Origin of the sequence: Salinisphaera sp. (assembly GCF_035690525.1) — a bacterium.
Classification (GTDB): Bacteria; Pseudomonadota; Gammaproteobacteria; order Nevskiales; family Salinisphaeraceae; genus Salinisphaera.
The window spans coordinates 1-25025 of record NZ_DASSKM010000195.1; the positions used below are offsets into that span (position 1 = coordinate 1).

At 67.0% G+C, this 25025-nt stretch carries 23 protein-coding genes; 9 read left to right on the forward strand and 14 right to left on the reverse strand.

From position 1 onward, the window contains the following. The 5 genes from panC to pcnB form a co-directional block, all read right to left on the reverse strand. Positions 1-672: pantoate--beta-alanine ligase (gene panC, locus VFJ08_RS15035; RefSeq protein ID WP_324998040.1), on the reverse strand; the 672-nt coding region annotated here is incomplete at its 3' end. 20 nt (positions 673-692) lie between these two features. Further along, positions 693-1529 carry a 3-methyl-2-oxobutanoate hydroxymethyltransferase gene (gene panB / locus VFJ08_RS15040; RefSeq protein ID WP_324998041.1) on the reverse strand — a complete coding sequence of 279 codons (837 nt, stop codon included), beginning with the start codon at positions 1527-1529 and terminating at the stop codon, positions 693-695. 8 nt (positions 1530-1537) lie between these two features. After that, entirely contained in the window at positions 1538-2197 is a 660-nt protein-coding gene (locus tag VFJ08_RS15045; RefSeq protein ID WP_324998042.1) for a deoxynucleoside kinase, read from the reverse strand. Beyond that, the gene (gene folK, locus VFJ08_RS15050; protein ID WP_324998043.1) at positions 2179-2679 is read right to left on the reverse strand and encodes a 2-amino-4-hydroxy-6-hydroxymethyldihydropteridine diphosphokinase; all 501 of its coding nucleotides are present in this window, start codon (positions 2677-2679) and stop codon (positions 2179-2181) included. Before folK ends, VFJ08_RS15045 begins: the two co-directional genes overlap by 19 nt. A 5-nt stretch (positions 2680-2684) precedes the next feature. Then, entirely contained in the window at positions 2685-3980 is a 1296-nt protein-coding gene (gene pcnB / locus VFJ08_RS15055) for a polynucleotide adenylyltransferase PcnB (protein ID WP_324998044.1), read from the reverse strand. Between the two features lie 112 nt (positions 3981-4092). On the opposite strand from pcnB, the gene VFJ08_RS15060 reads away from it, so the two are divergent. Beyond that, positions 4093-5592, forward strand: coding sequence for an amidase (locus tag VFJ08_RS15060; protein ID WP_324998045.1), 1500 nt, complete (start codon positions 4093-4095; stop codon positions 5590-5592). Between the two features lie 8 nt (positions 5593-5600). Here the strand turns inward: VFJ08_RS15060 and lptG are convergent, their stop codons facing one another. Both lptG and lptF read right to left on the reverse strand, forming a co-directional pair. Next, positions 5601-6668 (reverse strand): LPS export ABC transporter permease LptG, encoded by a 1068-nt coding sequence (lptG, locus tag VFJ08_RS15065; protein ID WP_324998046.1) that lies wholly within the window; start codon positions 6666-6668, stop codon positions 5601-5603. Then, a complete protein-coding gene (lptF, locus tag VFJ08_RS15070) occupies positions 6665-7765 on the reverse strand; it encodes an LPS export ABC transporter permease LptF (protein ID WP_324998047.1) in 1101 nt (366 codons plus the stop codon). Before lptF ends, lptG begins: the two co-directional genes overlap by 4 nt. Positions 7766-7966: 201 nt before the next feature. On the opposite strand from lptF, the gene VFJ08_RS15075 reads away from it, so the two are divergent. The 8 genes from VFJ08_RS15075 to VFJ08_RS15110 all read left to right on the forward strand — a co-directional run bounded on the left by VFJ08_RS15075 (position 7967) and on the right by VFJ08_RS15110 (position 18296). After that, positions 7967-9472 (forward strand): leucyl aminopeptidase, encoded by a 1506-nt coding sequence (locus tag VFJ08_RS15075; RefSeq protein ID WP_324998048.1) that lies wholly within the window; start codon positions 7967-7969, stop codon positions 9470-9472. 182 nt (positions 9473-9654) lie between these two features. Beyond that, on the forward strand, positions 9655-10089 hold the full coding sequence (locus VFJ08_RS15080; protein WP_324998049.1) for a DNA polymerase III subunit chi: 435 nt from the start codon (positions 9655-9657) through the stop codon (positions 10087-10089). A gap of 121 nt (positions 10090-10210) precedes the next feature. After that, a complete protein-coding gene (locus tag VFJ08_RS15085; RefSeq protein WP_349257031.1) occupies positions 10211-13162 on the forward strand; it encodes a valine--tRNA ligase in 2952 nt (983 codons plus the stop codon). Positions 13163-13259: 97 nt separating this feature from the next. After that, a complete protein-coding gene (locus VFJ08_RS15090; RefSeq protein WP_324998051.1) occupies positions 13260-13733 on the forward strand; it encodes an FxsA family protein in 474 nt (157 codons plus the stop codon). A 129-nt stretch (positions 13734-13862) separates the two neighbouring features. After that, positions 13863-14771: an AAA family ATPase gene (locus VFJ08_RS15095; protein ID WP_414707092.1), complete on the forward strand. Its 909-nt coding sequence runs from the start codon at positions 13863-13865 to the stop codon at positions 14769-14771. Positions 14772-14872: 101 nt separating this feature from the next. Further along, positions 14873-15727, forward strand: a complete 855-nt coding sequence (locus tag VFJ08_RS15100) for a DUF58 domain-containing protein (protein ID WP_324998053.1) — start codon at positions 14873-14875, stop codon at positions 15725-15727. Between the two features lie 56 nt (positions 15728-15783). Then, positions 15784-17724, forward strand: coding sequence for a DUF3488 and transglutaminase-like domain-containing protein (locus VFJ08_RS15105; RefSeq protein ID WP_324998054.1), 1941 nt, complete (start codon positions 15784-15786; stop codon positions 17722-17724). Between the two features lie 14 nt (positions 17725-17738). Continuing rightward, positions 17739-18296 carry an NUDIX domain-containing protein gene (locus tag VFJ08_RS15110; RefSeq protein ID WP_324998055.1) on the forward strand — a complete coding sequence of 186 codons (558 nt, stop codon included), beginning with the start codon at positions 17739-17741 and terminating at the stop codon, positions 18294-18296. A gap of 41 nt (positions 18297-18337) precedes the next feature. On the opposite strand, the gene VFJ08_RS15115 is transcribed toward VFJ08_RS15110, so the two are convergent. From VFJ08_RS15115 to ilvC, 7 genes are all read right to left on the reverse strand, one after another. Then, positions 18338-19618, reverse strand: a complete 1281-nt coding sequence (locus VFJ08_RS15115; protein ID WP_324998056.1) for an MFS transporter — start codon at positions 19616-19618, stop codon at positions 18338-18340. Further along, a complete protein-coding gene (gene rimI, locus VFJ08_RS15120) occupies positions 19615-20085 on the reverse strand; it encodes a ribosomal protein S18-alanine N-acetyltransferase (RefSeq protein WP_324998057.1) in 471 nt (156 codons plus the stop codon). Before rimI ends, VFJ08_RS15115 begins: the two co-directional genes overlap by 4 nt. Further along, on the reverse strand, positions 20082-20786 hold the full coding sequence (locus VFJ08_RS15125; RefSeq protein WP_324998058.1) for a uracil-DNA glycosylase: 705 nt from the start codon (positions 20784-20786) through the stop codon (positions 20082-20084). The genes rimI and VFJ08_RS15125 overlap by 4 nt, the downstream gene beginning before the upstream one ends. 48 nt (positions 20787-20834) lie before the next feature. Further along, positions 20835-22451: a hypothetical protein gene (locus VFJ08_RS15130; RefSeq protein WP_324998059.1), complete on the reverse strand. Its 1617-nt coding sequence runs from the start codon at positions 22449-22451 to the stop codon at positions 20835-20837. A 120-nt stretch (positions 22452-22571) separates the two neighbouring features. Continuing rightward, entirely contained in the window at positions 22572-23342 is a 771-nt protein-coding gene (locus VFJ08_RS15135) for a phosphatidylcholine/phosphatidylserine synthase (RefSeq protein WP_324998060.1), read from the reverse strand. 56 nt (positions 23343-23398) lie between these two features. Beyond that, positions 23399-24076, reverse strand: coding sequence for a hypothetical protein (locus VFJ08_RS15140; protein WP_324998061.1), 678 nt, complete (start codon positions 24074-24076; stop codon positions 23399-23401). Between the two features lie 46 nt (positions 24077-24122). Further along, positions 24123-25025, reverse strand: a 903-nt coding sequence (gene ilvC, locus VFJ08_RS15145) for a ketol-acid reductoisomerase (protein ID WP_324998062.1), incomplete at its 5' end; no start/stop codon positions are given.

The following is a 25025-nucleotide window of genomic DNA, read 5'->3' on the forward strand; positions in this document are numbered from 1 at the left end:
GCCGCGCGCCTCCAGCGCCCGAAAGTCGCGCTGGCCGCGCGCCAGGCGATCGCATACTTCGGCGATCGCGGCGGACAGCGCCAGCGCCTGTCGGCGCTGGGCGTTATCGAGATAGTTGTTGCGCGAGGCATAGGCCAGCCCGTCGTCGTCGCGCACCGTCGGAACGCCTTCGACGGCCACGTTCATGCATAGATCGGCGACCATGCGCTTAATCACGGCGAGCTGCTGGTAATCCTTCTCGCCGAAGAACGCGGCGTCCGGGCGTACGATATTGAACAGCTTGTTCACCACCGTGGCCACGCCGCGAAAATGGCCGGGCCGGCTGCGGCCGCAGAGCATTTCGGTGATGCCGGCGACCTCGATCGTGGTCGCGCTGCCGCCCTCGGGATACATGTCGTCGACGCCCGGCGCGAACAAGGCATCCGCCCCGGCATGAGTAAGCGCGGCGCGATCGGCGTCGAGGGTGCGCGGATAGGTCGCCAGATCCTCGTTCGGCCCGAACTGCAACGGATTGACGAAGATGCTCGCGATCACGCAATCGCAGCGCGCCCGCGCCGCCGCGACCAACGCCAAATGGCCGGCATGCAGATTGCCCATGGTGGGCACGAGGCCGACATTGTGCGCCCCGGCGCGCCATTGGCGTACCGCGTCTATGGTGTTCAACACTTGCATCGACAAGCCGTCCCGGGAATCTAGTTGAAGCCGTGCTCCGGCGCCGGATAGCGGCGATCCTTCACCGCCGCCACGTAATCGGCGGTGGCCGTGTCCAGCCCGTCGGCGTCCTGCATGTAGTTCTTCACAAAACGCGGCTTCTTGCCCGGCGACAGTCCGAGGATGTCGTAGATCACCAGGATCTGGCCGTCGGTATCCGGGCCCGCGCCGATGCCGATGACCGGCACCTTCGCCGCGGCCGTGATGCGGGCGGCCAGCGCGGAAGGCACGCATTCGAGCAGCAGCAGATCGGCGCCGGCCTGTTCGAGCGTGGCCGCATCCCGGCACATCGCCTCGGCCGCGGCCTCGTCGCGGCCCTGGACCTTGAATCCGCCCAGCTTGTGCACCAATTGCGGGCGCAACCCGAGGTGGGCACAAACCGGCACCCCGTAAGTCGCCAGGTGATCGACGGTCTCGGCGATTTCCGCTCCGCCCTCGATCTTGACCATCTTGGCATCGCCCTCGGCCATCAGGCGATGCGCGCCGGCCAGGGCCGCGTCCTTGGTCGCATACGACAGGAATGGCAGATCGGTCATCAAGAACGGCCGTTCCAGCCCGGCCGCGGTGATCCGGCTGTGATAGACCATGTCGTCGAGCGAGACGCCGACCGTCGTGGCCGCGCCCTGGACGACATTGCCCAGACTGTCGCCGACCAATACCAGATCGACTCCGGCGCGGTCCTCGAGCGCGGCGAAGCTGGCGTCGTAGCAGGTCAGGCTGGCGATTTTTTCGCCTTCGGCCTTCATGTTCGCCAAATCGGCAATGGTGAGCGGTTTACGACTCTGCTGCTGCAGATGAGGATAGGGACTGATATGCATGGCGCGGACTATAGCATCGCGCTCAATCGCCGGGGCAGCCGCTGCTCGCTCTCGCGGCGCTCCAGTGCCGCCAGCACCGCACGATAGTCGTTTTCGTCGCCTATCAGGTCCATCGCCTCGGCATCCACGCGGATGATCGGCGCGGCGTCGTAGGCCGCGAAATGCGCGCGGTAGGCCGCGACCACACGCGCCAGATAGTCGCGTTCCAGGTTGTTTTCCGCCGCCCGCCCCCGTTTGACGATGCGCGCCATAAGCGTATCCAGCGAGGCGTCCAGATAGATCACGCAGTCGGGAAGAGGCGCGGCCCAGGCCAGCCGCGCATAGATATCTTCGTACAGCGCGAGTTCCGGCCCCGACAGCGTCAGCCGCGCGAACAACGGGTCCTTGTCGAACATGAAATCGGCGACACAGCCGCGCCCGAACAGGTCCGACTGGCGCAACGAATCCACCTGACGCGCCCGTTGTAAAAGAAAGAACAACTGAGCCGAGAGCGCGTGCGCGGCGGGATGGTCGTAGAAATCGCCGAGAAAGGGATTCTCGTCCGGCGCCTCGGCGAGCAGACCGGCATCCAAATCGCGGGCGAGCCGGTTCGCCAGCGTCGACTTGCCGACGCCGATCGGGCCTTCGATGGCGATATAGCGGCCGGCTTTCACGGGCTCGTCTCCCATAGCTGGATATCGTCGCGTGCGACGCGGGCCAGACAATCGATCACCCGGCCGTGCGCGCCCAGCCTCAGTGCCGGCGCGATATCCGCCAGCGGCGCGAGCACGAACCCCCGCTCGTGCGCCCGCGGATGGGGAATACACAGATCGCGGTCGTCCAGGCGGCGCTCGTCGTAGGCCAGAATATCCAAATCCAATGTGCGCGGCCCCCAGCGGACATCGCGCACGCGATCGTGCGCGGCCTCGATCGCCTGCAACGCGTCGAGCAGCGCATGTGGCGTCAGTTCGGTCGCGAGCACGGCCGCGGCGTTGCAGAACATCGGCTGCTCGGCCGGCCCGCCGACCGGCGCGGTGCGATACAGCGGCGACACGGCCAACAGCTCGATTCCCGGCGCGGCCGCGATTTCGGCCACGCCGCGCCGGATCCGCCCGGCCGGATCATCGAGATTACTGCCGAGGCCGATCCAGGCGATATGCCGGTCGACCATCGGCTTCAATCGACCGTGGCGGTCTTGCGACGGCGCCCGCCACCGCGGCGGTTGCGTCGCCGCGCCCCGGCGCCCGAGGCCGGTTTCGGCGTCGAGGGATCGTCCTGGATCACGGTCCACCATTCGGCGAGTTCCGGCTCGACTTCGCCGACCTGGGCGCGCAACAGCAGAAAATCGTAGGCCGCCCGGAACCGCGGGTGCGGGATCAGACGTTCCGGGTGGCGGCCGCGGCGTTTGTGAAAACGCGGCTGGAGCTGCCAGATCTCGCGCATCGGAATCGAAAATCGCTTGGGAATCGCCACCCGCTGCACTTGGCGCGACACCACCTGGGCCTGCGCGCTCGCCAGCGCGGGCGCGGCCGGCATGCCTTCGCGCTCGAGATTGGCCGCCCCCTCGCGCACCGCCGGCCACAGCAGGGCCGCGAATATGAACGCCGGCGTGACCGGCTTGCCCGCTTTTATACGCGCCGCCGTATTGGCGATGGCGTGTTCGATCAAGGCCTCGCTGGCCGCGCCAGTCGGCGAGTCCAACACCGCCGCGGTATCCTCGAACAACGGGCGCAGCAGACGATAACGCCGCAGCATGCGATAGACCTTGGGCCCGGCGGGATGCATGAGCAGCTTGAGCACTTCGTCGAACATGCGCGCGGCGGGCACGTCGGCCAGCAGATCGATCATATCGGCCGGCGGCTCGGCGGCGGCCTCGAGCGCGAGATCCAGCTTGGCCGCGATGCGCACGGCACGAATCATGCGCACCGGGTCCTCGCGGTAACGCACGCGCGCATCTCCGATCAGACGCAGGCGGCGCGCTTCGATGTCGGCCAGGCCCGACACATAGTCGTAGATGCACAGATCGGCGATATCCAGATACAAACCGTTGATCGCGAAATCGCGCCGGCGCGCATCCTCGGCGATCGAGCCGAACACGTTATCGCGCAGCACACGGCCGGCGTGGTCCAGTTCGCGCGTATCCTCGGTTTCGGCATTGGCCGGATCGGCGCGGAAGGTCGAGACTTCCACCACCTCGCGTCCGAAGCGCACGTGGCAGATCTGGAACCGTCGCCCGATCAACCGCGCCTTGCGCCCGAACACCTCGACCACCGCCTCCGGCTCGGCGTCGGTGGCGACGTCGAAATCCTTGGGCGCCACGCCCAGCAACAGGTCGCGTACCGCCCCGCCGACCAGGCAGGCGCGGTAGCCCGCGCCGTGCAGACCGTCGAGCACGGACAACGCCGCTTCGCTGAGATCGCCGCGCGTGATGCCGTGCTCGTCCGGTGCAACCTTTCTTAGTTCTTTAATCAATCTGCCCCGATCCGCTCAAATAGTGGCTTTATAGTTTACAACGTATGAACAGCCATGACGCCGGGCGCGCCAGCCGATTGCTCGTCGATTTGTCAAAAAAGCGGGGCACTCTATGGATCATCGCGACTATGTCCGCTACGACGCGCTCGGTCTCGCCGAGCTGATCGCGCGCCGGGAAGTCTCCCCCGCGGAGGTACTCGCCGCCGCGCGGCGACGCCTGGACGCCGTCGATCCCACGCTCAACTGTGTGGTCCATCGCATGGATGAGATCGCCGACCAGCGCGCCGGCGCCGCAGTATCGGGCCCGTTCGCGCACGCGCCCTTCCTGATCAAAGACCTGTTCCAGAACTATGCCGGCGTGCCGACCACCTACGGCAACGCCGCGCTCAAACGCATCGCTTTCAAACCGCCCGTGCACGCCGAAGTCGTGCGGCGATTCATCGCCGCCGGCGTGAATATCTTCGGCAAGACCAACACGCCGGAATTCGGCGCCAAAGGCATTACCGAACCCGAAGCGAACGGCCCGACGCGCAATCCCTGGCATCCCGGGCATACGCCCGGCGGCTCGTCGGGCGGTTCGGCCGCCGCGGTCGCCGCCGGCGTGGTACCGATGGCCGGTGCGAACGACGGCGGCGGGTCGATCCGAATTCCGGCGGCCTGCTGCGGCCTGTTCGGACTCAAACCGGGGCGGGCGCGCGTTGCCGGCGGGCCGGATTGCACCGACATGATGCACGGCGCCGCCGTGGACCATGTCATCAGCCGCTCGGTGCGCGACAGCGCGGCCATGCTGGATGCCACCGCCGGCTACGAGCCCGGCGCGATCGTGCGTATCGCGCCCCCGGACGAACCCTACCGCCAGGCGATCGAGCGCGATCCGAAACCGCTGCGCATCGGCGTAATGAAAGACTCGCCGCTCGGACAGCCGCTACACCCCGAAGCCGACGCGGCACTCGCGCACACGATCGCCCAGCTCACCGATCTCGGCCACGCGGTCGAAGCGGCCGCCCCCGATCTCGACGGCGCCCGGCTGTGTCAGGACTTTCTGTCGATGTGGTTCGTACAAATGGCGCGCATCGTGGACGAGGTGCGGGCTTCGACCGGCGCGCGCGCCCACGAGTTCGAGCTCGACACCCGCGCCATGGCTCACCTCGGGCGCAGTCTGTCGGCGATCGAATACAGCACCATACACGGCCGCTGGCTGGGCTATCGGCAGGCACTCGCCGCTTTTCATGCCGACTATGATCTGTTGCTGCTCCCGACGCTGGCCGGCCCGCCGGTCGCGATCGGCGAGCTGGCCACGCCCGGCTGGCAACAGGCCGTGCTGCGCCCGCTGCTGCGGCTGCCCAGCGCGCGCGTCCTGCTCGCCTCCGGCATCGTCGATCGCATGGCGCACGAGAACCTGCGCCACGTACCGTTCACCCAGCTCGCCAACCTGACCGGCGCGCCGGCGATGTCGGTTCCGCTGTACATCGGCGCATCGGGGCTGCCGCTGGGCAGCCAGTTCGTCGCCCCGCCCGGCGGCGAGACCCTGCTGTTCCGGCTCGCCGCGCAACTCGAGCGCGCCGCGCCGTGGTTCGACCGGCTGCCGCGGGTCACCGGCGTGGACGTATGACGGCGCCGTCAATTCAGCCGGTGCATCCAGTATCCGGTGCCGCCGGCGAGCAACACGGTCGGCAGACTCGCCGCCACCCACGGCGGGATACCGTAGACCGGCCCGGTGGAAGCGATGATCTCGTTGACCAGAAAGAACAACAGGCCGATCAACCCGCCCATGAACAGGCGCTGGCCCGCACTGGCGCTGCGCAGCGAGCCGAAGGCGAACGGCAACGCGAAGATCACCAGCACCCATACCGTGAACGGGGTCACGATGTTGCGCCATAGCGCCAATTTATAGTCGTCGGCGTCGATGTCGTTGGCATCGAGATAATTGATGTATTGCCACAGCCCGTAGGAGGAAAGTTCGTCGGGTTGGGTAACCGCCAGTTGCAATACATTCGGCTCGATGGCGATCGGCAGCGATAACCGCGGCGGTGTGCCGGTGCGGCTGTGCTCGAGCGACAGCCGCGTGATGCGCGGGTTGTCGATCACCAGTTTCTTGCCGTCGACGTGGGCGTTGTCCGCCGATACGGCGAGTTGGAGCTGGCCGTCGTCGTTCAGCCGATAAGCGTCCAACCCCTTGATGCGACCGCCCGGCAACACCGAATCGATCCGCAGGATATAACCGTTATGGCGCAGCCACAGCCCGTTGTCGACCGAGCGGCGCGCCTCGCCGTGGCGGGCCTTGTCGCGCAGCATGGTGGCGTTCTGCACCCCGAGCGGGGCCGCCAGTTCGCCGAGCGCCACCGTGATCAGCGCCAGTACCAGCCCGGCGATCCCCACCGATACGGCCAGCCGCTTCATCGACACGCCCGCGCTACGGATGACGACCAATTCGCTGCCGGCCGCCAGCGCGCCGAGCGCGAGCAACGCCCCGAGCAACGAAACCACCGGCAGCACGAGATAAATGCGTGTCGGCAGCATCAGCACGCACCAGATCAGCACCTTGGCCAAGCCGAAACTGCCGTCGCCGATGTCGTCGACAACGTTGATGAAAAGCATCAGCGAGAGTAGCCCCGCGATCACCCCCGCCACGACCCCGGTCGCGGCCAAAATCGCCCGCGCGATATAGCGGTCGATGATCAGGTTCATGCCGCCCCTCCACGTCGGCGCCGGCGCCGGCGCGGCCAGCCGTTCTCACGCGCGATCAATCCGATCGCGATCGCCAGCACCACCACGTGCACCCACCATTCGCCGATCGCCGGCGGCAGCAGGCCGTTCTCGATCGCCTGCCCGGACAGACGCACCAGGTTCAGATAGACCACGAAGAATAGGATGCCCACGATCACGCGCCCGTAGCGGCCGGCCCGCGGCGGCACCCGGCCTATCGGCAGGGCGATCAACGCCAGAATGAGGATGGACAGCGGCACCGAGATCCGGGTCTGCCACTTATATATCGCTTGCAAGTCGTCGCTGTGCATCAGCGTGAGGGTGGACATGGCGTCGTAGTCGTCGTTCTGGATCGCGCGCGCCGGCGACAAGCGCACGCCGTGCTCGTCGAAACGGATGACGCGGTAGTCCGCCTGCCCCGGCACGCCCTCGTAACGCCAGCCGTCGGACAATACGAGGGTCACCGCATGCTGTTCGTCGACGCTTTGGCGCGCGGTGGCGGCGGTGACGATGATCTGGCGATCGGGGCCTTTCTGCGAGTGCAGCACACGTACGAAGACGTTGTGCAGGCGGCCCTGGTCATCCCGGCTTTCGGCATAGAACGAGATCCGGCCGTCATCGAAACTGACGAACCGCCCGGGCGTGACCGACTGCACGGCGTTGGCCGCGGTCTCGGCGCCGAGCCGGTTCATTGCGCGCTGGGCATGCGGCGCAACGATAATCGACATCGTGGCGGCAAACAGCGCGATCAGCGTGGCAAGCGCGATAAACGGACGATAGATCACGGCAAGGCCCGCACCGCCGGCCATCAATGCGGCCATCTCGTTATCCCGGCAGAGACGGCCGACGACCAACATGATGGCGAGCAATACCGAAACCGGCATCACGATATCGAGGTTGCCGACCACGCTGAGCGCGGCCAGCGTGGCCACCGTGTCGACCGGCACCTGGCCGGCCGCCGCATCGCCGATAAAGCGCGAGAGACCGATGCCCAGCGTCAGAAACACCAGGACCGCGGTGATGATCAGCCAGGTTTTGGCGGTCTCGCCGAACAGATGGCGAAAAATCACACTAGGCATGAACGGCCGGACCCGGGCAAAAGATGGAATGTTTCATTTGGCAGCGATGAGCATGCCGGGGGATGATTTTTTCGAAAATTTATGTAAAATTCGCGCTTTCGAATCATTCGATCAGTCCTTAAGCGCTTCTTTTGCAGGTTCACGAAACTGTCAACGCGCGCCAACGACAACTCAGGATTATCGGTTTTGCAGGAGCAACGCATGGAATATCTCGTCAAGAGCGGCAGCCCCGAAAAGCAGCGGGTCGGCTGCGTGATCGTCGGTATCTTCGACCGCCGCAAGCCTTCGACGCAAGCCGAGGCGCTGGACGCGACCAGCGGCGGTTTGATTGCCTCGGTCATGCGCCGCGGCGACATGGACGGCAAGCTCGGGCAGACCACGCTGTTACACGGCCTGGATGATCTGTTCTGTGATCGTATCCTGCTGGTGGGTTGCGGCAAGGAACGCGACTTCAATACGCGCGCCTATCAAAAAGCCTGTGCGGCCGCCGCCGCCGAGCTCGATACCATGGGCGGTGTCGACGCGGCGTTCTATCTCACCGAGCTCAACGTGCGCGGACGCGACGATTTCGGCTGGAGCGTCAAGCAGGCCCTGCTGACCGTTGAGGAAACCTTCTATCGATTCGAGGCCTGCAAGGGCCCGAACTACGAAAAACACAGCCGCAAACTGTCGCGGCTGGTGTTCCAGGTGCCGCGCCGCTCCGATCTGCCGGCCGCCGAGCGCGGCGTCAACGAAGGCGTGGCCACCGCCAACGGCGTCAAGCTGGCCAAGGATCTGGCCAACATGCCGGGCAATATCTGTACCCCGGCCTATCTGGCCGAACAGGCCACGGCGCTGTCCGGGCGCATGCAGAGCGTCAAGACCCAGGTGCTCGAGGAAGCCGACATGGAAGCGCTCGGCATGGGCGCCCTGCTCGGCGTGTCGCGCGGCTCGTCGCAGCCGGCCAAGTTCATCGTCATGGAATACATGAACGGCGCGAAGTCGGACAAGCCGACCGTGCTGGTGGGCAAGGGCGTGACGTTCGACGCCGGCGGCATCAGCCTGAAGCCGGGCGCGGCCATGGACGAGATGAAATACGACATGGGCGGCGCCGCCAGCGTGTTCGGCGCGGTCCAGGCCGCGGTGGAACTCGATCTGCCGATCAATCTGGTCGGCGTGATCGCGGCCACCGAGAACCTGCCGGACGGCAACGCCTATAAGCCGGGCGACATCCTGACCAGCATGTCGGGCCAGACCATCGAGATCCTAAACACGGACGCCGAAGGCCGGCTGGCGCTGGCCGATGCCCTGACCTATGTCGAGCGCAACTACGATGCCGACGCGGTCGTGGACATGGCCACGCTTACGGGCGCGGCCGTGATCGCGCTCGGTCATCACGCCTCGGCGCTGTACGGCAACAACAGCCCGCTGCGCCGCGCCCTGCGCGATGCCGGCGACACGATCGGCGATCGCGCCTGGCCGATGCCGCTGTGGGAGGATTACCAGTCGGATCTGGATTCTAACTTCGCCGACATGGCCAACGTCGGCGGGCGCGCCGGCGGCTCGATCACCGCGGCCAGCTTCCTGCATCGCTTTGCGCGCAAGCTGCGCTGGGCGCATCTGGATATCGCCGGCACGGCCTGGAAGTCGGGCAAGGAAAAAGGCGCGACCGGGCGCCCGGTCGGCCTGCTGACGCAGTACCTGATCGACCGCACGCAACAGAGCTAGGAGCCCGCCGAACTCAGGATGATTCTACTGCGCTGGTGGGACACCGGCATAAATTTCCCCGATTTTTCGTTACGTAGAACCACTATGCGCCTCAAAATCGTGAAAATTTCTGCTCGCCGTCCCACCATGCTCGCTACGAACCCCCGAGTCCGACAGGCTCCTAGACCGCATAGAAACACCCGATGACCGAAGTCTTCTTCTATATTCTGGAAGACGAAGCCGCGGATGCCACGGCGCATTTCGCCTGCCGGCTGGCCGAGAAGGCCCACGGCGAGGGCCATCGGGTGTTCATCCACGTAGCGGATGCCGCCCAGACCGCCGCACTCGACAACATGCTCTGGCAGTTCCGCCAGGGCAGTTTCGTGCCGCATACGGCGACCGACGCGCTGGCGCCCGACGACGATCTCACACCTGTAGTCATCGGCGCCGGCGAGCCGCCGGCCGGCTTCGACGATATTCTGCTCAACGTCGGCGGCGAAGTCGGCGGCTTCTTCTCGCGCTTCGCACGGCACAACGAGATCGTGGGCCCCGAGTCGATGGCGGCGGCACGCCACCGATATCGTTTTTTTAAGGATCGCGGCTATCAGCTGACAACGCACAAGATCCCCGCCCGCTGAGCGCTCGACGCACTTCGGCAGCCGGGCCCGGAACACGGCTCGGCCGTTTTGCGGCCGTTTTTGCGGAAAGGGTCGGTCGATCTGCCGCGACACCCCCACAAAGAGACCTTCCATGGCCGAGATGGACAAGACCTTCGACCCGCACGCGATCGAAGCCCGGTGGTATCCCGTCTGGGAGCAAGGCGGATATTTTGCTCCGGACATGTCGGCGCCGGGCGAGGCCTTCTGCGTCATGCTGCCGCCGCCCAACGTCACCGGCCGTCTACATATGGGCCACGCGCTGGACGACACGCTCCAGGACGCCCTGACCCGCTATCACAGAATGCGCGGCGTGCCCACGCTCTGGCAGCCGGGCACCGACCACGCCGGCATCGCGACCCAAATGCTGGTCGAGCGCCAAGTCGAAGCCGAGGGCAGTTCGCGCCACCAGATGGGTCGCGAAGCCTTCGTCGATCGCATCTGGCAGTGGAAGGCCGAGTCCGGCGGTCATATCACCACCCAGATGCGCCGGCTCGGCGCCTCGGTGGACTGGTCGCGCGAGCGCTTCACCATGGACGAGGGCCTGTCGAAGGCGGTCGCCAAGGTCTTTATCGACCTGTACCGCAAGGGCCTGATCTACCGCGGCCAGCGGCTGGTCAACTGGGACCCGGTGCTGCATACCGCGATCTCCGATCTCGAGGTCGAGAACGTCGAGGTCGACGGCCACATGTGGCACTTCAAGTATCCGCTGGAAGGCGGCGCCACCTACGACTACATCGAGACCGACGAGAACGGCGACGAGACCTTCCGCGAAACGCGCGACTATATCTCGATCGCCACCACGCGCCCGGAGACCATGCTGGGCGACGGCGCGATCGCGGTGCACCCGGACGATGCGCGTTACGCGCCGCTCGTGGGGCTGCGCTGTGAAATTCCGGTGGGACCGAAAGGCCAGCGCCGCCTGATCCCGATCATCACCGACGAATACCCGGACCCGGACTTCGGCTCCGGCGCGGTCAAGATCACCGGCGCGCACGACTTCAACGACTACGAAGTCGCCAAGCGTAACGGTATCCCGATGTACCGGCTGATGGACGAATCGGCCACGCTGCGCACCGACGGCGCGTCCTACGCCGAGGCCGCAACCCAGGCCGAATTTCAGGCCGCCGCGATCGTGGCGTCGGGCGACACCCCGGATGCCATGACGGTCGACGCCATCAATCTGGTGCCCGACGAGTATCGCGGCCTGAATCGCTTCGAGGCACGCAAACGGATCGTCGAAGCGATCGACGCCGATGGCCTGATGATCACCGTCGAGGACAAGAAGATCATGCAGCCCTACGGCGATCGTTCGGGCGACGTGATCGAGCCGATGCTGACCAATCAGTGGTTCGTCGATGCGAAAACGCTCGCCAAGCCGGCGATCGAGGCGGTCGAGGACGGCCGTATCCGCTTCATCCCCGAGAACTGGGCCAAAACCTATTTCGAATGGATGCGCAACATCCAGGACTGGTGCATCTCGCGCCAGCTCTGGTGGGGCCATCGTATCCCGGCGTGGTATGACGACGCCGGCAACGTGTATGTCGGCGCCTCGGAAGCCGAAGTGCGCGCGGACAACGGTCTGTCGGCCGAGGTCACGCTGACCCAAGACGAGGATGTGCTCGACACCTGGTTCTCGTCCGCGCTGTGGCCGTTTTCCACGCTCGGCTGGCCCGAGGACGCCGATGCGCTCCAGACTTTCTATCCGACCAATGTGCTGGTCACCGGCTTCGACATTATCTTCTTCTGGGTCGCCCGGATGATCATGATGGGTCTGGAATTCATGGGCGACGTGCCGTTCCGCGAGGTCTATATCCACGGTCTGGTGCGTGATGCCGAAGGCGCCAAGATGTCCAAGTCCAAGGGCAATGTCCTGGACCCGATCGACCTGATCGACGGCATCGATTTGGAATCGCTGGTGGCCAAGCGCACCTCGGGCATGATGCAGCCGGCCAAGGCCGCGGCGGTCGAGAAAGCCACGCGCCGCGAATTCCCGAACGGCATCGCCGCCTACGGCACGGACGCCCTTCGCTTCACCTTCGCCTCGCTTGCCTCCTACGGCCGTGACATCCGCTTCGATCTGGGCCGGGTCGAAGGCTATCGCAATTTCTGCAACAAGCTCTGGAACGCGGCGCGCTTCGCGCTGATGCAAGTGCCCGACGATTTCGCGGCCGACGACGACGCCGTCGAACTGTCTACGGCGGACCGCTGGATCGTATCAAGCCTGCAGCGGCTCGAGGCCGACATGGCGATGCACTTCGAGAGCTATCGTTTCGATCTGGCGGCCAACGCGATCCACGATTTCATCTGGCATCACTTCTGCGATTGGTATCTGGAACTGATCAAGCCGGTGCTGTCGGGCGACGCCTCGGACGCGGCCAAGTCCGGCACCCGGCGTACGCTGGTACGCACGCTGGAGACCACGCTGCGCCTGTTGCATCCCTTGATGCCGTTCATCACCGAGGAGATCTGGCAGCGCGTGGCACCGCTGGCGCGCGGCGCGGCCCTGCACCCGAACGGCGAAAGCATCTCGCTGCAAGCCTACCCGGCCGCCAATGAATCACGTATCGACGCGACCGCCGAGGCCGAGATCGAATGGCTGAAGAAAGTCATCAATGGCCTGCGAACGATCCGTGGCGAAATGGATATCGCGCCGCGGCAAAAGATCCCGGTAATCGTCGCCAACGCGCTCGCCACGGATCGCGAACGGCTCGCCACGCATCGCGCGGCCATCGATTTCCTGGCCGGCGTGGAATCGATCGACGAATTGCCGGCCGCCGAAATTGCGGAATCGGCGGTCGCGCTCGTCGGCGACATGCAGCTGCGCGTGCCGCTGGCCGGCCTGATCGACACCGAGGCCGAACTGGCCCGGCTGGATAAGCGCCTCACCAAGCTCGACAAGGATCTGAACGGCCTGCGCGGCCGCCTGGCCAGCGATTCGTTCGTGGCCAAGGCGCCGGCCGAGGTCGTCGACAAGGCGCGAGCACAAGCCGAGGAACTGGAGCGCGAACACGCCGAGCTCAGCGCGCAGCGCGGCCGAATCGCGGCGCTCTAGACCGCGTTCAGGGACTCCTTGCCTACGCCATATCCGGCACCACATCACAAGCAACGAGGAGAGCGCCGGGCGTCGGCGTACCGAACGAGGTTTCATTATGGCCGCGCGACTGCTACTGCTGTTCATCATCGCGCCGATCGTCGAGCTGTTCCTGCTGGTCAAGATCGGCGGGATCATCGGCGTGATCCCAACCATCGCGCTGGTGCTGCTGACCGCCTTCATCGGCAGCCAACTCGTAAGGCGTCAGGGGCTGGGGGTAATGAACCGCATCCGCTCGGCCCAGGCGCGCGGCGAAGCGCCGGCGTTGCCGATGCTCGACGGCGCCGCCCTGCTTCTGGCCGGTTTGCTGCTGATCACACCCGGGTTCATCTCCGATACGCTCGGTTTTCTGTTGTTGATTCCGAAATTGCGCGAGCGTCTGGCGCGGATGCTACTTTCACGCGTCGTCATTCTCACGCCCGGCCGCGGCCCGTTCGGCGGTGGCGATGAGGACACGATCGAGGGCGAATACCGGCGCAAGCCGGAGCGGCGCGACTCGACGCACCGCGACTCCATCGACCATCACGACTGACGCCGCGCTGCGCGCCCGCCGGGTGCCTTCGCGCGCCGGCTCCGATAGGCTTGGGGCATGTCGTCATCGCCCGAGCGAAACATGCCGCCCGATTTTCAGCCCTCGCTCGCAAGCGTCGATCGCGCGGCGATTGCCGGTACGCTGGATCGCGCCCGGCGCGCGATCGGCCGCCGCCTCTACGACAAGGATCATGCGATACGTCTGGCGCTCGCCTGTTTGCTGGCCGACGGGCATTTGCTGATCGAGGACATCCCGGGCGTGGGTAAGACCACGCTGGCGCACGGCTTGGCGGACACGCTGGGCTTGGCGTTCTCGCGTATCCAGTTCGTCTCCGACCTGTTGCCCAGCGATATTCTCGGCGTATCGGTGTTCGATCGAAACGAGGCCGAATTCGTGTTCCGGCCGGGCCCGATCTTCTCCGAACTGGTGCTGGCCGACGAGATCAACCGCGCCAGCCCACGCACCCAGAGCGCGCTATTGGAAGCGATGGCCGAACGCCAGGTCACCATCGAAGGCGTGACCCATGTTCTCAAGGCGCCCTTCAACGTCCTGGCGACCCAGAATCCGGTCGATCACAGCGGCACCTTCACCCTGCCCGACTCACAGCTCGATCGGTTCCTGATGCGGATCGCGCTCGGCTACCCGTCGCGCGCGGCCGAGCGCCGCCTGCTCGCCGGCAACGAGCTAAGGTCCGGGTCCCGTAACGATCGGCTCGCGCCCGTGGCCGGGCCCAACGACCTGATCGACTGGCAACAGGCGGTCGCAAGTGTCGGCCTCAGCAATGCCCTGCTCGACTACCTGCAGGCCCTGATCGAGCGTAGCCGGCGAACCGGCGAGTTCGCACACGGCCTGTCGCCGCGCGGCGGACTGGCGCTGCGCCGCGCCGCCCAGGCCTGGGCGCTGACCGACGGCCGCGACCATGTCGTGCCCGACGACGTCCAGGCCGTGCTGCCGGCCGTCGTGGACCACCGGCTCGCACGGCGCGAGCACGGCGCCGCCAAACCGTCGGCGCATCTGCTGGCGGTCGTTGACGTCTAGTGTTCCTCGGCCGACGGCTCGGCCAACGAATCGGCGCATCCATCCGGCGGCGCGCCCCCGGCGGCCAGCCGCCGTTGCGAATACCGGGCGGCCGGGTGTATATGCTGCCGAGCGCGACCGGCGCCCTGTTCGGCGTGCTGCTCGTCGTCATGCTCGCCGGCGCCACCAACTACGGCAACAATCTGGCCTTTACGCTCACGTTCTGGCTGGCGGCGGCCGCGCTGGTGTCCATGCATCGGGCCCATCGCAACCTCGCCGGCATCGAACTCGCCGCGGTCACGGCCGAGCCCGTGTTCGCCGGCCAAACCGCGGTCTTTCACGTCGAGATCACCAGCCGGGCGCGCCTGCCCCGTCGCGGCCTGGCGCTATCCGGCGGCGCCACGCGCACCGGCCGCCCGCTCACCGTGGCGCGCGATCACGCCGCTAGCGCGGCTGTGCACGCGCCGACGATCGGCCGTGGCCGGCTGGCCTGCTCCCGCCTGACGATCACGAGCCGCTATCCGATGGGATTGTTTCGCTGCTGGAGCCACGCGAGCCCGACCGCGCACATCCTGGTCTACCCCACTCCGGTCGATCGCCTCGGCCGGCCGGTCTCGAATCACACCACGGGCGATGGCCGGGCGGTCGACACCCACAGCGGGGACGCGACCTTCGCCGGGCATCGACGTTTCCAGAGCGGCGATTCGCTGCGCCGTATCGACTGGAAAGCCAGCGCCCGGACCGACGATCTGCTGATCACCGAACAAAACAACAGCCGAGCGCCGGCCCCTTGGTTCGATTACGCCGCACTCGGTGTATTGGCACCCGAGGCGCGGTTGTCGCAGCTCGCATTCTGGGTGGTCGAGGCCGAAGCGGCCGGGCATGCCTATGGCCTGAAATTGCCGCGGGCAACGCTCGGCCCGGCGCGCGGCCCCGCCCACCGCCGCGCCTGTCTCGAAGCGTTGGCGTTGTTCTGATGCCGGACCGGCGTAGTCACGGCACATCATCGGCCGCACCGGGCCGTGGCGAACGTATGGGGTTGACCGCACTGGTCGCCGTGATCTGCCTACCGCACGCGCTGCACCTGCCGGTCTGGGTCAGCCTGGCCACGGCCGCCGTGCTGACATGGAACGGACTGCGGCTGTTGCTGGGCTACGCCGCCCCGTCCGCGCTGCTGCGCGGCCTGCTTAGCTTCGCCGCCGTGGCCGCGGTGTTGCTCGGCTTTGGTCGCATCAACGGCCAGACCGCGGGGGTCGCGCTGCTGGTCCTGATGCTCGCCCTCAAGCTCACCGAGACGATCCGTTATCGCGACGTGGTGATCGTGTTGGCGCTGTGCTGCTTTGTGCTCGTGACCCAGTTCCTGTTCTCGCAATCGCCGGCGATGGCCGCCTACCTGATCGCCGGATGCTGGCTGGTGGTGGCCGCTTTCGTGCACATTCACGCCGGCGACGATACCCCGATCGCCGCGTCGGCCGCGGAATCCGCGCGTCTACTCGCGCTCGCGATCCCGGTGGCGGCGGCGCTGTTCGTGCTGTTTCCGCGTCTGCCCGGTCCGCTCTGGGGCCTGCCTACCGCCGGTGGCGAGCGCGCACGAACCGGCCTGTCGGATCATATGACGCCGGGCTCGATCGCGGCGCTGGCGCGCTCGGGCGCGGTCGCCTTTCGTGTCCGCTTCGACGGGCCCGTACCGCCGCCGGTCGAGCGCTATTGGCGCGGCCCGGTGCTATGGGATTTCGACCACGGCACCTGGCATACCGGCGCGGACGTCGCACGCGATCTCGCACCGCCCGAGATCAGCGCCGACGGGCCAACGGTTCGGACCGACATCACCCTCGAGCCCAGCCACCAACCCTGGCTGATCGCACTGGACATGCCTCTGGATACCGTCCATCGCCACCGCCGCGCGCCCGGCGGCAATTGGGTCGCGCCGGCGCCGATCGACCGGCGCATTCGTTATGTCGCACGCTCGGCCGTCACCTACACCCTCGATGCGCATCTCGCCCCGGCCGCGCGGCGCCGCGCGCTGGCACTGCCGGCCCACGGCAACCCCCGGGCGCGGGCCCTGGCCCGGCGCTGGGCGCAGCGAACCGGCACCGCGCGCGCGGTCGTACACAGCGCGCTCGATTTCTTCCGCCGCGGCGGTTTTCGCTACACCCTGAGCCCTCCGCGCACCTCACGCGACGACAGCGTGGACGATTTTCTGTTCTCCACCCGCGCCGGGTTCTGCGAGCACTTCGCGGGCGCGTTTACCTTCCTCATGCGCGCCGCCGGCGTGCCCGCGCGCGTGGTCACCGGCTACCAGGGCGCCCAGCACGCGCCGCTGGGCGACTACTGGATCGTGCGCGATTCGGATGCGCACGCCTGGTCCGAAGTGTGGCTCGCCGGCGCCGGCTGGGTGCGTGCGGACCCGACCGCCGCGGCGGCCCCGGAACGCGTTCGCGCCGGTATCCGAGCCGCGGTCGCGGATACCGGCGATCTGCCTTACATGGCCGGTGGCCACGGCCGCGACGCCTGGTACCACGCGCGCATGTTCTGGGACGCCGTGGATACCGGCTGGAACCGCTGGTTTCTCGCTTACGGCCCGGCATTGCAGCAACGGCTGTTCGGCGCGCTCGGCCTGGCCGGCTTCGGCGCGGCGATCGCGGTGCTGACCGCGCTCGTCGTCGGCGTGCTCGCGCTTGTTTCCTTGTGGCTAGCCTGGCGCATGCGCGAGATCCGCGAACCCGATCCGGCGGTACGCGCCTGGCAGAAACTGTGCCGACGGTTGGCGCGCATCGGCCTCGCCCGGCACACCGGCGAGGCGCCGGACCGTTATGCCGACCGCGTGGCCGCGCGCCGGCCGGATCTGGCCGCGACGATCACGGATCTCGCGGCCCGCTATTCGCGGTTACGCTATGCATCGGGCGTGCGCCTGCGAGAACATCGCGCCTTCATTCGCCGCGCCCGCCGCTTCCGGCCGCGGCGGCGCGGATGAGCAAAGGAGCCACCATGGATCCACGTCGCTACTGTCCCATTTGCGCCACCCCTCTGGCGCTGCGCGAAATCGCCGCTGTCGATCGCCTGGCCTGCCCGGCCGACGACTGCGGCTTCATCTTCTGGGACAATCCGATTCCGGTGGTGGCGGCGGTGGTCGAGCACCAGGGGCAGCTCGTGTTCGCCCGCAACGTGCAGTGGCCGCACGGTATGTACGGCCTGATCACCGGCTTTCTGGAGCCGCGCGAGGAACCGGCCGACGGCGTGGTGCGCGAGGTGGCCGAGGAACTCGGCATCGAAGCCGAGATCACGGAATTCATCGGCGCCTACGGCTTTGCGCGCAAGAATCAGCTCCTGCTGGCTTATCATCTGGTCGGCCACGGCGAGATCGCGCTCAACGAAGAGCTGGCGGAGTGGTTTCACGTCGCCAAGCACGAGGCCCAATACTGGCCCGGCGGCACCGGCCTGGCCGTGCGCGACTGGCTGCGTGCCCAGGGCTACGATCCGCAACCGCGCGACCTGCCGCCGCAAGTCGAAGCCTGGCTGAAGGCGCCGCCGGATATGGATCGCTAAAGCTGCATGAATCAGCCGACGTGCGCCCGGCCCCAATTCCATCAGGCCTGGCGGCCTTCGACCACAGCCGCACGCCCCGCATCCACCCGCGTGAGCAGAAAACCGCCGACGGCGAACAGGATCACGATCGAGACGATGGACAGCCGTGCGCTGCCGGTGGCGGCGGCGGTGACGCCGACCAGGGCCGGTCCGATCACGGCCGCGAACTTGCCCATCATGTTGTAAACGCCGAAGTATTCGCCGGCTTTATTCTCGGGGATGAGGCGCGCGAAATACGAGCGGGACAACGACTGCACACCGCCTTGGACGAGCCCGATCGCGGCGGCCATGACATAGAACTGCCACACCGCGGTGAGGAAATAGCCCCAGGCGGTGATGCCGGCGTATACGGCGAGACCGAGATAGATGGCCTTTTTGGTGTCCCAAAACGAAGCCAGCCAGCCGAAACCGACCGCCGCCGGAAAGCCGATGAACTGAACCAACAACAGCGCCACGATCAAGCTTTGCTGACCGAAACCGAGCGACAGCCCGAAATCCACGGCCATGCGGATGATGGTGTGCACGCCGTCGATATACAGCCAATAGGCGAGCAGAAACAGCCAGACTTCGCGCCGGCTCAGAATATCGCGCGCGGTGACCGCCAGTTCGGCGAGCCCGGCGCGCAGCGCGTCCCGGGCGCCGGGCGCGGTCCGCGACGACGGCTCGGACACCGTGACGAACAACGGAATCGAGAACAGCGCCCACCATACGGCCACGCTCAGAAACGACCAGCGTACGGCCGCCGCCCGATCGACCAAACCGAACCAATGGGGTTCGAGCGTCATCGCCACGTTGATCGCCAGCAGCACACCGCCGCCGAGATAACCCAGACCGTAGCCCAGCGCCGACACGCGGTCGTAGTCGGCCGGCGCGGCCACATCCACGATCAGGCTGTCGTAGAACACCATGGCCATGAAGAAACCGATCGAGGCGATAACGAACAGCATCATCGCGGTCAGCCACTGGCCGCGGCCGACCCAGAACAGCGCCGCCGTGGCCGCCACGGCGAGCGCGGTCGCGATCGCGAGACCGGCCTTCTTGCGGTGCCCGTGGTCCGCGATCGCGCCGGCCAGCGGGGCCGCGAACAGCACCACCAAACTCGCCAGCGCGCTGCCTATGCCGAGCTGCAGCGTACTTGTCTCGGCCGGAGAGCCCGCGCTCCAGAAAGTCTTGAAGAACACCGGAAAGAAACCGGCGATCACCGTGGTCGCGAACGCCGAGTTGGCCCAGTCGTAGAACGCCCAGCCGAGCCGGCCGCGCCGGTTGCCGCGCGCGCCGCTCAAATCGGGAGCACCTTCGACAGCAACAATGCGTCCTCGCGCCCGCGCCGGTTCGGATAGTAGTTCGGACGGCGCCCCCGGGTCTGGAAACCGTAGCGGGCGTACAGGCGTCGCGCCGGTTTATTCGACGGCCGCACCTCGAGAAACAGCTCGCCGGCGCGCTCGTGCGACGCCTGCGCGATCACGGCCTCGAGTAGCCGGCTCGAAGCCCCGTGGCCACGCGCGACCGGCGCCACGCACAGGTTGAGCAGGTGCGCCTCGCCGACCGCGATCGAGGCCAGCGCGTAGCCGGCGACCTCGAGCCCCGGACGATCGACCACCCAGGCCCGATAGCCGACGCGCAGGCAGTCGCGGAAGATCCGCTCGCTCCAGGGAAAATCGTAGGCCGAACGTTCGATCGCCACCACCGCGTCGATATCGCGCGGCCGCATGCGGCGGATGCGCCAGAGATCGTCGGCCGCCGCGCTCATCGGCCTGGATTACGGATGTGCCGGGCGATCATCTTCAGATCGACCCAGGCCTTGCTCTTCTGCTGCGGACTGCGCAGCAAAAACGCCGGGTGATAGGTCACGAGCACGTCGAGATCGCGGCGGGGATACCGGTGCAGCCGACCGCGCAGCTTGCCGAGCGGCGTCTGGCAGTCGAGTAGCGTTTGCGCGGCCACGCGCCCCACCGCCACCACCAGACGAGGCGCCATCAGATCGATCTGGCGTTCGAGAATCGGCCAATCGGCGGCCACCTCGTCCGGCGTCGGGTCCCGGTTGTCCGGCGGCCGGAACTTGCAGATGTTGGTGATATAGACATTGGTCGCGCGCGAGCAATCGATCGCGAACAGCATCCGGTCGAGCAGCTTGCCGGCGCGGCCGACGAACGGCACGCCCTGGGCGTCCTCGTTTGCGCCCGGCGCCTCGCCCACGATCAACACCTGGGCATCGCGCGCGCCGACGCCGAAAACCGGGCGGTTGGCGCCGCGATGATCCCGCCGCGCGAGATACGCCTCCAACTCGTCCCAATTCATGCCGTCCGGCGCGGCCTCCCCGGCATCGGGCGGCGCGGGCCGCGAATCGGTTTCCGGCGCCGGCTTGGTATCCAGCGGCCCTCCGGCGCGATACTGCCAGTCGGTCAGACCGAGCGCGCTGAGGTATGGGTCGCGGCGTGTATCCGAGGTCATGCATGAAAGCCTAAACGGTTTGCCGACTTTTGCCAGTCTCGCGCGCGCCTAGTCGGGCGCGTGGCAGCCGTGCGCAGCGGCGCTACCGAGTTCGATCACCATCACCGAAGTACGCGGCGTACCGGGCGACTGCGCGACCAGACGGGCGTTGGCGAAGCGCGCGAGAACGGCGTCGGTCGCCCCGGGGCGCACCAGGGCCAACGGCGGCTGCGCGCCGGTCTGCCCGGCCGCCCAGCGGCAAAGCCCTGCCAAGCTGCGCGCGGTGAACACCGGCCGACCCAGTTCGGCTCGCCAAAGCGGCGCGCCGACCGGCGCGAGCACCGCGGTCGGCCGGGTGACGAGCGGCCTCAACGTATGCGCCAGCGCCCGATCGAAGCCGCGTTGGCGAAGCAACTGTTGCGGCGGCGCGAGCCATAGCGATCCCGCGGCGATCACCGCGGCCATCGCCAGCGCCAGCGCGGCCGACGAGCCGTCACGACGGACATGCCGCAGTGCGACGAGCGCGCCGAGCGCGAGCAGCAACGCCGCGATCACGCTCGCCCGCGCCGGCCAGGCCGCGCTGACCGGCTCGGCGCGCCCGGCAAGCAATAAACCGGCCACGGCGGCCAACGCCAGCAACGTATAAACGACGCCGACCCAACGCGCCCAGCGATCGCGCTCGCCGTGCGCCAGCGGCGCCGTCCACCAGAGCACCACGAACGGCGCAAGCGCGACGGCGGCGATCGGGGGTGTCGCAGCCGCCGTAATCAGAACGACGAAGCCGACCACGAGAACCAGCAGGCAATGACCCGGCTGGCCCCGGGGGCGCCGGACGGTCGCGCCAATCGCGATCAAGCTGGCCACGATCACGATCGCGGCGGCCAACGCGCCCGGCATGTTCAAGCCACTGCGAGCGGCGGCCGTGGACAGCGTATGGCCGAGCGCCGCCGCGCGATCGATATCGGGCAGCCCGAGCACATCCGTGAGCGTCAATCCGGCGATCGACAACGCAGCCAGCACGGTGACGCGAAGGTTGCCCGCGAGCCGCCATTCGCCCTGTGTGAAGCCCGTGTGCAGATACGCGCCGCCCGCAGCCGCGATCGCATACACGCCGGCGCCGTTCGCTATCAGCAGGCCCAGGCCCACGACGGCTCCGATCAACGCGATCGAACGGCTTCGTACCGGCGCCGCACGAACACTTTCGTACAACAGCAGCGCCGCCCCGGCGTCCACCATCAGCCCGGGCGGGCCGACCACCATGGCCCAAAGCGCCGGCGAGGCGACGAAGACAATGGCGGCGAGCACCCCGAGCGCGCGCGTTTCGGCGCACCGCACGAGGCCGCCCGCGACCAGGCCGGCCGCCAGTACGTCCGGCAGCCGCAGCGCAAACAAGGTATCGATGAATGGGATCGCCTTGGCCAACAGCGCGGCCACGACCAGCGCGACCATCGGCTGATCGTTTGCCGCGCCGCGCGCCACGAGATGACGAAACGGCTCGCCCCAGCCCGTTCCCGGCACCTGCACGGCCTGCAACCAGCCGAGCGCCGCGGCTTCGCTGGCGCCCAGCGGCAGCACGCGCGCCACCAGCATCGCCGCGCCAAGCGCCAACAGCGCCATGATCAGCACGGCGCCGTCGCCGGCGGATGCTGCCGGACGACGTGTGGATTCCGGCCCGGCGCTTATCACGCGGATCGGACGCCGCCGGTGGAGAAAAGCATAGGTTTCATCGGCCGCGCTCCGTTTGCATCGATCGATACCGCCATTGGATCGCGGGTGCTGCACCGCACAGCCCGCCGGCAACAAACCTTATGAATAACCGGAGCGAGAGCGCCGGCGTCGACGCAGCGCCATGATCGGCCCCGACACCGCGTAGGCCAGAAAGCCGAGAAAGAGAATGCGCGGCGGATCAAGCATGATCAGTACGAAAGCGATCACGATGAACAGGATGTAGCGAAACGGCACCCGGTCGCGGATATTGAAATCCTTGAAGCTGTTGTAGCTGACGTTCGATACCATCAGCACGCCCGCGCCCACGGTCAGCAGGAAGACCGGAATCACGAGCGTACCGCCCGAGATGCCGAAATCGGCGCCGACCCAGACGAAACCGACCAACAGCCCGGCCGCCGCCGGGCTCGGCAGACCGAGAAAGACCGTCTTTTCCACCGGATCGCCGCGGGTGATATTGAACCGCGCCAGCCGGAGCGCCGCCGCGGCGGTATAGAAAAACGCGGCCAGCCAGCCCAGCTTGCCTATCGTATCGCTGTAGGCGGCCAAGGTATGCAGGCTGTACATATAGGCCAGCAGGCCCGAGGCCAGACCGAATGCGACCAGATCGGCCAGGCTGTCGTACTGAATGCCGAAGTCCGACTCGGCGTTGGTCAGCCGCGCGACGCGCCCGTCGAGCATGTCGGTGAGCATGGCCACGAAGATGGCGAGGCCGGCCGCGGCGAAGCGATCCTGGGTGGCGGCGATAATGGAATAAAAACCGGCGAACAGGGTGCCGGTGGTGAATAGATTCGGCAGCAGATAGATGCCGCGCTTGCGACGGCTGCCGGATTCGCTGTCGGGTTCTGACATAAGATTAGTTTAAAGCATCAGCCGCCGCTCTCGCTTGGCGGGCGGCGACAGACGGATCACGCGGCGCCGTCCAGGGATGTCCGCCTGGCATCGATTCCGGCCCGGCAACTGCCGTTCTGCTTGTGTACGAGCCGGGCCAGCACGCAGGCGCCGGCGCGGACGTGATCGCCGAGTTCGACCTCCATGCGGGAATTCACCGGCAACAGAATTTCGATCCGCCGGGCCAACCGGCGATTGCCGCAACAACGGCCCTGGCCCACGCGTTCACCGTAGCCGCTGCGATACGGGCGCTGACCCAGCAGGCTGCCGTGCCGGATCGCCACCACCAGTTCGTCGCCCTCGTCGGTACGGATCATGGAGACGGCGCCGCCAACCCGCTCGACGGCTTCGCCGGCCAGTTCCACCACCGTACCCTCGACCGGCGAGCGCAGCAGATAGGCGCCGAAAGGGTTCACCCGGATCGCGATCTTGACCGCCTCGCGATCGAGGTAGGGGTCGTAGCATTCGCGCCGGTGGACGACGATGCCGTCCACCGGCGCGATCACCGACAGCGGCTCGGCCGGTACGTTGCGCGGCGAGTCGCGGAAGAACAGGACACAGATCGCCATGGCGACCAGCACGGGCAACGCCGCCCATACGCCGATCCCGGCGTTGACGATCAGGAATATGATCGCCAACGCGAACAGGATCAGCCAGCCTTCGGGGACAATATGGAACAGCGTCTTGCGCTGCATACCGATCGCTCGCTTCGACTCGCGTCCGGACAGGACAAGGCGCGTATCAGTTACGCGTCTTGTCCACGATCTTGTCCTTGGCGATCCACGGCATCATGCCGCGCAGTTTTTCGCCCACGCGCTCGAGTTCGGAGTCGGCGGCGATGCGGCGGCCGGCCTTGAGCATGGGGCTGCCCGCCTGGTGTTCGGCGATGAACTCGCGCGCGAAGCTGCCGTTCTGGATTTCGGTGAGCATGCGGCGCATCTCGGCGCGGGTCTCGTCGGTGATCAACCGCGGACCGCGCGAGATATCGCCATACTCGGCGGTGTTGGAGATCGAGTAGCGCATGTTGGCGATGCCGCCCTCGTAGATCAGGTCCACGATCAGCTTGACCTCGTGCAGACACTCGAAATACGCCATTTCCGGCTCGTAGCCCGCCTCGACCAAGGTTTCGAAACCGGCCTGGATCAACGACACCATGCCGCCGCAGAGCACCGACTGCTCGCCGAACAGATCGGTCTCGGTCTCGGCCTGGAAGCTGGTCTCGATCACGCCGGCCCGGCCGCCGCCGTTGGCCACCGAATAGGCCAGCGCGACATCCTTGGCCTGGCCGGAGGCATCTTGATAGACCGCGATCAGGCTCGGCACGCCGCCGCCGTTCTGGTAAGTGGTGCGCACCAGATGACCGGGGCCCTTCGGCGCGATCATGATCACGTCGAGATCGGGCCGGGGCTGGATGAGCTGATAATGGATATTGAAACCGTGCGCGAAGCCGAGCGTGGCGCCCTGCTTTATGTTCGGCTCGATCACCTCGTTATACAGCGCAAGCTGGTGTTCGTCGGGCGTGAGCAGCATAACGACATCGGCGGCCGCGGTGGCCTCGGCGATGCCCGCCACGGCCAGGCCGGCGTCCTTGGCCTTCTTCTCGGAGGACGAACCCTCGCGCAGGCCGACCACGACATCCACGCC